This is a genomic window from Acidovorax sp. HMWF018, from assembly GCF_003061035.1.
In the GTDB taxonomy this organism is placed as follows: Bacteria; Pseudomonadota; Gammaproteobacteria; order Burkholderiales; family Burkholderiaceae_C; genus Acidovorax; species Acidovorax delafieldii.
In genome coordinates this window covers 1-5377 of the sequence record NZ_QAIM01000326.1, presented here as the reverse complement: position 1 = coordinate 5377, position 5377 = coordinate 1, and the positions used below count along the sequence as shown (strand labels likewise).

At 68.3% G+C, this 5377-nt stretch carries 5 protein-coding genes; all 5 read left to right on the top strand.

All coding sequences use genetic code 11. The annotated features are described in order from the left end of the window. Positions 1 to 70: 70 nt before the first annotated feature. Positions 71 to 1024 carry a sugar ABC transporter substrate-binding protein gene (locus DBR23_RS12325; protein ID WP_099731324.1) on the top strand — a complete coding sequence of 318 codons (954 nt, stop codon included), beginning with the start codon at positions 71 to 73 and terminating at the stop codon, positions 1022 to 1024. A gap of 87 nt (positions 1025 to 1111) precedes the next feature. Next, positions 1112 to 2773: a sugar ABC transporter ATP-binding protein gene (locus DBR23_RS12320; RefSeq protein ID WP_108498436.1), complete on the top strand. Its 1662-nt coding sequence runs from the start codon at positions 1112 to 1114 to the stop codon at positions 2771 to 2773. Further along, on the top strand, positions 2770 to 3762 hold the full coding sequence (locus DBR23_RS12315) for an ABC transporter permease (protein WP_099731326.1): 993 nt from the start codon (positions 2770 to 2772) through the stop codon (positions 3760 to 3762). Before DBR23_RS12320 ends, DBR23_RS12315 begins: the two co-directional genes overlap by 4 nt. A gap of 35 nt (positions 3763 to 3797) precedes the next feature. Beyond that, positions 3798 to 4820 (top strand): LacI family DNA-binding transcriptional regulator, encoded by a 1023-nt coding sequence (locus DBR23_RS12310; RefSeq protein WP_108498435.1) that lies wholly within the window; start codon positions 3798 to 3800, stop codon positions 4818 to 4820. Beyond that, a partial coding sequence (locus tag DBR23_RS12305) for a PfkB family carbohydrate kinase (RefSeq protein ID WP_233250423.1) occupies positions 4817 to 5377 on the top strand: 561 nt, incomplete at its 3' end. The genes DBR23_RS12310 and DBR23_RS12305, both read left to right, overlap by 4 nt.

Below are 5377 nucleotides of genomic sequence, written 5' to 3'. Positions count from 1 at the left end.
GGGATGCGCCGGGCGCAAGAGGCTTGTTCAGCGTTGCCTCAGTCCACATTCCAACCTGGAGACAACACCCATGCAGTTCACCCGCCGTTCCGTTCAGACCGCCGCCGCCCTCGCCGTTGTGGGCAGCCTGCTGGCCAGCCCTGCCTTCGCGCAGGACAAGCCGAAGATCGCGCTCATCATGAAGTCGCTGGCCAACGAGTTCTTCCGCACCATGGAAGACGGCGCCAAGGCGCACCAGAAGGCCCATGCCAAGGAATACACGCTGGTGGCCAATGGCATCAAGAACGAGACCGACACGGCAGCCCAGATCAAGATGATCGAGCAGGCCGTGGCGCAGAAGGTCAGCGCCATCGTGCTGGCCCCGGCAGATTCCAAGGCGCTGGTGCCCGTGGTCAAGACGGCCATCGACAAGGGCATCCTCGTGGTCAACATCGACAACCAACTCGATGCCGACGCGCTGAAGGAAAAGAACATCACCGTACCCTTCGTGGGCCCCGACAACCGTGCAGGCGCCAAGCTGGTGGGCGACCACCTGGCCAAGACGCTGAAGGCCGGCGACAAGGTCGGCATCATCGAAGGCGTGTCCACCACCTTCAATGCGCAGCAGCGCACCCTGGGCTACCAGGACGCCATGAAGGCCGCCAACATCACCGTGGTGGGCGTGCAGTCCGGCAACTGGGAGATCGAAAAGGGCAACACCGTGGCCGCCGGCATGATGCGCGAGCACCCTGACCTCGTGGCCCTGCTGGCCGGCAACGACAGCATGGCCCTGGGCGCCGTGGCCGCCGTGAAGGCTGCGGGCAAGACCGGCAAGGTGCAGGTGGTGGGCTATGACAACATTGGCGCCATCAAGCCCATGCTGGCCGACGGCCGCGTGCTGGCCACCGCTGACCAGTACGCCGCCAAGCAGGCCGTGTTCGGCATCGAGCTGGCGCAGAAGGCCCTGGCCGCCAAGACGCCGCAGAACCAGCTGCCCGCCACGGTGAAGACGGATGTGGTGCTGGTGACGAAAGACAGCAAGTAAATCCGAGAGCGGCGAACAAGGCCCTTCTGGCGTTGTTCCCTGCTCAACCGATAAACACCGCCCTGCAGCCGCCCACTTCAAGCCCCCATGCCCAGTCGCTCGCCCGCTCCTCAGTCCCCGCCCTTGCTCGCCATCCAGGCAGTAGGCAAGGACTACACCGCCACCGTACTCGACGGCGTGAACGTGGAGCTGTTTGCGGGCGAGGTGCTGGCGCTGACCGGGGAAAACGGCGCGGGCAAGAGCACGCTGTCCAAGATCCTGTGCGGGCTGGAGCAGCCCACGCGCGGCGGCATGCAGCTGGCGGGGCAGGCCTACGCCCCCACGTCGCGCCGCGATGCCGAGCGCCACGGCGTGCGCATGGTGATGCAGGAGCTGGGCCTGGTGCCCACGCTCACCGTGGCCGAGAATTTGTTGATGGGCCGCCTGCCACACCGCCTGGGCTGGCTGCAGCGCGATGTGCTGCACGCCGCCGCCCGTGCGCAGCTGGCCAAGATCGGGCTCGACAACATCGACCCCGCCACCCCGGTCTCGCAGCTGGGCATCGGCCAGCAGCAGATGGTGGAGATTGCGCGCAACCTGCAGGACGACACACGCATCCTGGTGCTCGATGAGCCCACGGCCATGCTCACGCCGCGCGAGACCAATTACCTGTTCGAGCAGATCGCGCACCTCACCGCACGCGGCGTGGCCATCATCTACGTGTCGCACCGGCTCGAAGAACTGCGCCGCATTGCCGACCGCGTGGCCGTGCTGCGCGACGGCCGCCTGGTGGACGTGCGCCCCATGGCGGGCATGAGCGAGGACGACCTGGTGCAGCGCATGGTGGGCCGCGTGGTGAGCGACCTGGACCACCGCCCGCGCCGCCCTGTGGGCCCGGTGGTGATGAGCGCTGACAACCTGGGCCGGGGTACCGCCGTGCAGGACGTGAGCCTGGAGCTGCGCGCGGGCGAGATCTTCGGCATTGCCGGGCTGGTCGGATCGGGCCGCACCGAGCTGGTCCGCCTGCTGTTCGGCGCGGACCGGGCAGACCGGGGCAGCGTCACATTGCACCCGCATTCTGAACAAAAACAGGCTCCAGCGCTTGATGGACAAGCACAATCAGCTATACAAAACATAGCAAAACCATCCACTCCAGCGCCCACCGCACCCCGCACCTGGCAGCGGGGCTTTGCCTCGCCGCTGCAGGCCATTGCCGCCGGAGTCGGCCTCGTCACCGAAGACCGCAAATCCCAGGGCCTGCTGCTCTCGCAGCCCATCCGGATCAACGCCACGCTGTCCGACCTGTCGGCCGTGTCGCGCGGCGGCTGGCTGCAGCGTGGGCTCGAAAGCCGCCTGGTGCAGGGCTTTGTGCGCACGCTGGGCATCCGCTGCCGCAGCCCCGAGCAGCCAGTGGGGCAGCTGTCGGGCGGCAACCAGCAAAAGGTGGTGTTCGCCCGCTGGCTGCACCGCGAAGGCCGCGTGCTGCTGCTGGATGAACCTACGCGCGGCGTGGACGTGGGCGCACGCGCCGAGCTGTATGGCGAGCTGGACCGCATGGCCGCCGAGGGCCGCGCGCTGCTCATGGTGTCGTCCGACCTGCGCGAACTCATGGCCATGGCCGACCGCATCGGCGTGATGAGCGCGGGCCGCCTCGTGGCCGTGTTCGAGCGCGGCGAGTGGTCCGAGCAATCGCTGCTGGCGGCCGCGTTCTCCGAGCCCGGCGGGCGCGCCAGCACCACCCCTTCAATTTCTTCTCCTGTGACCGCATGAACGCCCCCACCCCATCTGCCGCGCCCGCTGCGGCGCCCTCCTCCGCCTCGGTCTGGCGCAGCCAGCTGGGTACCTACCTGGGCCTGCTGGCCGTTTTGGCGGGCATGGTGGCGCTGTTCTCGTCGCTGTCCGAATACTTCTGGAGCGCCGAGACCTTCATCACCATCGCCAACGAAATCCCGGCCCTGGCCGTGATGGCCGTGGGCATGACCTTTGTGCTCATCATCGCGGGCATCGACCTGTCAGTGGGCTCGGTGATGGCGCTGGCCGCCGCCACCTCGGCCGCCGCCATCCTGCAATGGGGCTGGACGGTGCCCGCCGCCGCCGCGCTGGCACTGGCCACGGGCCTAGTGTGCGGCACCATCACTGGCATGATTTCGGTGGCGTGGCGGTTGCCCTCGTTCATCGTGTCGCTGGGCATGCTTGAAGCCGTGCGTGGCAGCGCGTATGTGGTGACCGACTCGCGCACGCAGTACGTGGGCGATGCGATCTCGTGGCTTTCGGCACCCTTCTTTGGCGGCATCTCGTTCGCGTTCTTGCTGGCCGTGGTGCTGGTGGTGGTGGCACAGCTGGTGCTATCGCGCACCGTGTTTGGCCGCTGCGTGGTGGGCATTGGCACCAATGAAGAAGCCATGCGTCTGGCAGGTGTGGACCCGCGCCCCATCCGCGTCATCGTGTTTGCCATGACCGGCCTGCTGGCGGGCCTGGCGGGCCTGATGCAGTCGGCCCGGCTGGAAGCCGCCGACCCCAACGCCGGAACCGGCATGGAGCTGCAGGTGATTGCGGCCGTGGTGATTGGCGGCACCAGCCTGATGGGCGGGCGCGGCTCGGTGATCAACACCGCGTTTGGCGTGCTCATCATCGCGGTGCTGGAGGCGGGCCTGGCCCAGGTGGGCGCCAGCGAGCCCAGCAAGCGCATCATCACGGGTTTTGTGATCGTGGCGGCCGTCATTGTGGACACGCTGCGCCAGCGCCGCGCCGCCCGCTGAACCTGTTTCAACACACCGATTTTTCTTCTTCCTGCATGGCTACTATCAAGGACGTTGCGCGCCACGCCGAGGTGTCGGTCACCACGGTGTCGCACGTTGTCAACGGCACGCGCCGCGTGAGCCCCGAGGGGCGCGAGCGGGTCGAGGCCGCCATCCGCGCCCTGGGCTACGTGCCCAGCGCCATTGCGCGCAGCCTCAAGAGCAACAACACGCGCACGCTGGGCATGCTGATCCCCAACAGCTCCAACCCCTACTTTGCCGAGATCGTGCACAGCGTGGAAGACCGCTGCTTTGGCGCGGGCTACAACGTCATCCTGTGCAACACCAACGACGAGGCGCACCGCCAGGGCACCTACCTGCAGGTGCTGGCCGAGCGGCGCATCGACGGGCTCATCGTGGTCTCCACCGGGCATGACGCCACGCTGGCCACGCAGCTGGCGGGCCTGTCCATCCCCACCGTGCTGGTGGACCGCGAAATCGACATCGCCGGGCAACAACCCTGCGACCTGGTGGAAACCGCCCACATGCAGGGCGGCCTGCTGGCCACGCGCCACCTGCTGTCGCTGGGCCACCGCCGCATTGCCTGCATTGGCGGCCCCGAAGGCATTGCCCCCAGCGAGCAGCGCATCGCTGGCTGGCGCACCGCGCTGGCCGATTCGGGTTGCGGCACAGGCGAAGGCCTGCTGTGGCACGGCAACTTCACCAGCCAGGGCGGCTACGAAGCCATGCACGCCGTGCTGCGCGCTCCCGAGCCGCCCACTGCCGTCTTCGTGTGTAACGACCTCATGGCCATGGGCGCACTGTGTGCCGCGCACGAACGCGACCTGCGCGTGCCAGAGGCACTGTCCATCGTCGGCTTTGACGACATCGAACTCACCGCCTTCACCAGCCCGCCGCTGACCACCGTGGCCCAGCCCAAGCAGCGCATCGGCGCGCTGGCCGTGGACATGCTGCTGGAGCGCATCGACGGCAAGCGCCAGGACGCGCGCAAGGTGATGCTGCAGCCCGAGCTGCGCGTGCGCGCCTCCACGGCCCATGCGCCCGGAGGCACGGCATGAGCCCGACCCACACGCCCCGCATCGCCGTGGTCGGCAGCCTGAACATGGACCTGGTGCTGCAGGTGCAACATGCGCCGGGCCCTGGCGAGACCGTGCTGGCCGACGCCCTGCATCTGGTGCCCGGCGGCAAGGGCGGTAACCAGGCGGTGGCCTGCGCGCGCCAGGGCGCCCAGGTGGCCTTGTTCGGCCGCGTGGGCAATGACGGCTACGGCCAGACGCTGCGCGCCGGGCTCGACGCCGACGGCATTGACCACAGCGGCGTGCAGACCGATGCGCAAACCACCACCGGCGTGGCCGCCATCACCGTGGAGGCCACAGGGCAGAACCGTATCGTGGTCGTGCCCGGCGCCAATGGCCGGTTTGTGCTCGATGCCGTCGCGCTGGGCACCGCACTGCACGGCGCAGGCGGCCTGGTGCTGCAGTTCGAAACCCCCCTGCCCCAGGTACTGGCCGCCGCCGAGATGGCCCGTGCGGCGGGTTGCCCGGTGGTGCTGAACCCCTCGCCCATCCAGCCCCTGCCCGATGCGATGTGGCCGCTGGTGCACACACTGGTGGTG